Raw genomic sequence first — 3,825 nt, forward strand, 5'->3', positions numbered from 1 at the left:
TCCCGTTAGCGGGACGGAGTCCCTGCAACAACCTTCTCGACTCAATCTGCACCAACTTCTGGAAGGCTACTACCAGGCTCAGCTTAACCGCGAACAGTTTGAGCGAGAGCGCCACCGTCTGCTGCAAAGGGTATCCACCCTGCTGAAAAAGCTCTATCAGCGGCGAGAGCAATTTGAGGCAATGCTGGCCGACTCCACCCAAGCGGAAGCCTCCAAGCAGGCTGCCGACTTGTTGATGGCCCACCTCCACCTCTGGCGGCCAGGGTTGCATCACATCGAGCTGCTGGATTTTGCCAGCGGCCAGACGGTCAAGATCCCTCTCGACCCCGAAAAAAATGCCATTCTCAATGCCCAAGCCTACTACCGCAAGCACCGCAAACAAAAACGGGCCCAGGATGCTATCCGGCCCCTACAAGAGGCGCTTGGCCAAGAGATCCTCTACCTCGAGCAGGTGGAAGCGTCTCTACAGCAGCTGGAAACCTATCGGGATCCCCAAGACTTGACCACCCTCAAGGAAATTGAGACCGAGCTGATTGAACAGCGCTACTTGGAGAGTCCCACTCGCAACAGCGGGACAGAGTCTCTGCGGGCGAGCTCAAAACATGCCTCACCGGCAACCTTCAACCCCCATCGCTTTACCAGCCCCAGTGGCTTCTCCATTTGGGTGGGGCGCAACAACCTGCAAAATGATCAGCTCACCTTTCGCGTGGCTCAGGAACACGATTGGTGGTTTCATGCCCAAGAGATCCCCGGCAGTCATGTGCTGCTGCGCTTGCCCCCCGGGGCTGTAGCAGAAAGCGAAGATCTGCAGGCGGCTGCTGATTTGGCGGCCCATTTCAGCCGCGGTCGCCTCAGCGAACAGGTGCCGGTAGTCTACACTCGCCCGAAACTGGTGTTCAAACCCAAGGGATCCCCGCCCGGCATGGTCGTTTACAAGCAGGAGCAGGTGCTTTGGGGGCGGCCCAGCCGTGCTCAATTCCTCATTGCGTCAGCCCTCGTGAACACCGACGCGACCGGTGGCTTCGTTTCTGGCCCATGCCACGAGCAGGCTTGAGGGAATCTAGGGAAGAACCTTGAGGGAGTAAGGGGCGCTGCGGCCATAGCGGCTGGGGTCGTACATTTCTTCGGCCAAGGCAGGAGCCACCTGGAATTGGCCGGGGATCTCCGGACGGAAGAGATAGACAAACTCATGGCGACCCTGCTTGAGCTCGGTGCTGAAAAAGGCCACGCGGTCATCCCGATTCTCTTGGCGGGTCCAAAACCAGTCCCACCAGTAGTCTGGGGCCAAGCCGGTGAACTCTCGCGGATCCTGGGAGGTGATCTCGGCGCCGCTGGGCAGGGGATCCTCGACCACCACGTAGTGGCTGTCCCGCTCGGCTTCCACCGTCAACCGGGCCAGGAGGATTTCTCCGGCCCTTACTGTGTCGCCAGGGCGCAGCGGCTGCTCTCGGTAGCGGATCTCCCCGTTGGGTTGGGGCTGGGGCTGTAGGCGGAAGTAGCTGCGGCTCACCGCAAAGCCTTGGGCTTGAGAGGGCAGAGGGTTGGGGACGAAGGCTTCTCCCCTCAAGCTGTAGTAAAGGGGGCCGGGGCCGGACTTTTCCAGGCGCAGGCTGCTCAGGTTCCCCACTTCTGCGTCAGCCCAATCCAGCCCATAGCGGGGATCCCCAGCGCCGGCCTGCCAGCGACCGAGAAGGGATCCGGTTGTCCCATCCAACACCCGCACCTCGCCGGGGCCGGGAAGCTGCTGCTGCTGGGCCTGGTAGTAGGCGGACAGGCCGAGGAGAGCATCGGCGGTGGCTTTGGTGGTGCGCCAGCGGTTGTTTTGCCGCTGTTGGAGAAGGGCATCGGCAATCTGGGCAGCCCGGTCATCCTGCAGCCGAACGGCCAATTGCAGTAGGGGGCCGGCCACCTCCATGTCGTCGTAGGTGGAGCGCTCTTGGGTCGCACGAGTTGGAGCAGCCGGGATAAACCAGCGCCCTTGGGGATCCTGTTGCCGCCGCTCCAGAACCTCATCCAGGGCTGCCTGGGCAAGATCCCTCTGGCCCAGTTGCAGGGCGGCCAGCCCTCGGTAGGCCAGGCCAAAGGTGGAGAGCCGCTCCGGCGGCGGCAGGTCGGCAGTCACCAAGGCGGGATCCCAGAGGGCCAGGCTGTAGGCGACAAAAGCCTGTAGATCCGGGGAGAGGGCTTGTGGCTGGGCCAGTTGAGCGGCCAGATAGTCCTGAGCGGCCAGATAGTCCAAGGCCTGCCGCACCCGCCACTCTTTGAGGGCATAGCCAGCAGCTTGGGCAAGGTGATACCCCTGCAGGATGTATCCGGTCAGATAGGGGTTGCTCCGGTCATGGGCCCACCAGCCCCAGCCCCCATCGAAGTTCTGGGATCCCTCCAGTCGCTGCAAGCCCGATCGAAGCACCTGGGGCAGCCGCTCCAGGGTTTGCGAGCGCAGGTTCAAGCCCAACTGCTTGCTGACTTGGGTGACGGCTAGGGCGGGCAAGAAGCGACTCAGGGTTTGCTCGGTGCAGCCGTAGGGGAACTCCACCAGGTAATCCAGCGGCTCCAGCAGGGTTGCTGCCGGGCTAGCGGCCAGTTCCAGGTGAAGCTGCCGGGATCCCGGCACCCAGGTGGCGGGCCAATCCAGCGATAAGTCAAGGCTGCCCTCCTGCACCCGACCCACCTGGGAGAACCGTTGCACAGCGCCGAAAGGCTGGCTGGGGATCCGCAGTTGCAACGCATCTTTCAGCCCATTCCCTTCCGCCCAAACCCGCAGAGAGGTATCTCCGGCCCCCAGAACCTGGAGAGGCCATTCCACCCGCCCCGCTCCTTGGGCCGGCACGGTGAGGCGTTGTCGTTCCGGGCCTTGCAATTTCAAGATCCCACCGGCAGGAACAGGAACTTCCAGCCGCACCTCCACCGCTTGGGCTTGACCCGTGCGGTTTTGCACAATGGCCGCCAAGGTGAGCTGATCCCCCACCCGGAAAAAGCGGGGAGCGGCCAAGCGCACCAACAGGTCTTTGCTAACCGAGACTGTGGCAAGAGCGGATCCCACCTGGGTGTCGGCAGTGGCGGCGCGGGCGGTCAAGCGCCAGGTGGTCAGGTTGTCGGGCCAGCGCACCTGCACCTGAGCCAGGCCATCGGCATTGGTGACCAGATCCGGGAACCAGGCGGCGGTATCGCGAAAGTCCTCCCGCACTTGGCCGGCCAGCTTGTCAGCACCGCCGGGATATTGCTGAGGGAAAGAGGTAGTGGTGGTAACTTGGTTGTACTGGCGCCCATAGAAGAAGCGGCGAATATCCAGGGTGAAGTCGGGTCGCAATAGGTAGAGGGCATTGTCCACAATCCCTAGGCCCACCTCGGCGCTCACCGGCTGCCCTTGGGCATCGCGGGTGCGGATTTGGATTTGGGCGGTCTCGCCCGGTCGATAGGTGGGTTTATCGGTTTGCAGCTCCACCTGCAAAAAGCGATCCAAGGGGGAGACCCGCAGCAGGGCCTCGCTTCGGTACAGCCGCCGCTCTGGGCCGATGGCAGTGGCAGTGACGTAGAGATTGGGACGATAGTCGCCGCGGATGGGCAGCCGCAGCGTGGCCGTATGCCCCTGGAGACGCAGCACCTGCACCTGGTGCAGCCGGGATCCCTCAATGCCCACCAGCACCGCCACATCCGGCAGCGGCGAGACTATCAGGATCTGGGCCTCTTCCCCCACCTGGTAGATCTGCCGATCCGCCACCACTTCCAGGCTGGGCAGGGATCCCCAACTTTGTAGGGGGCTGCCCGGCTCCACCACCCAGAGATAGTCCACCTCCTGCACCCGTTCGCGCCAGCGGTGCGGAG

2 protein-coding genes are annotated in these 3,825 nt (G+C 63.1%); one reads left to right on the plus strand and one right to left on the minus strand.

Annotated elements, in window-relative coordinates:
• The coding region (locus NW819_RS09290) for an NFACT family protein (RefSeq protein WP_414413560.1) at positions 1–1,054 on the plus strand (1,054 nt) is incomplete at its 5' end.
• Between the two features lie 6 nt (positions 1,055–1,060).
• On the opposite strand, the gene NW819_RS09295 is transcribed toward NW819_RS09290, so the two are convergent.
• A partial coding sequence (locus NW819_RS09295) for an alpha-2-macroglobulin family protein (protein WP_414413561.1) occupies positions 1,061–3,825 on the minus strand: 2,765 nt, incomplete at its 5' end.

This window comes from Synechococcus sp. R8-2, from assembly GCF_047461715.1.
In the GTDB taxonomy this organism is placed as follows: Bacteria; Cyanobacteriota; Cyanobacteriia; order Thermostichales; family Thermostichaceae; genus Thermostichus.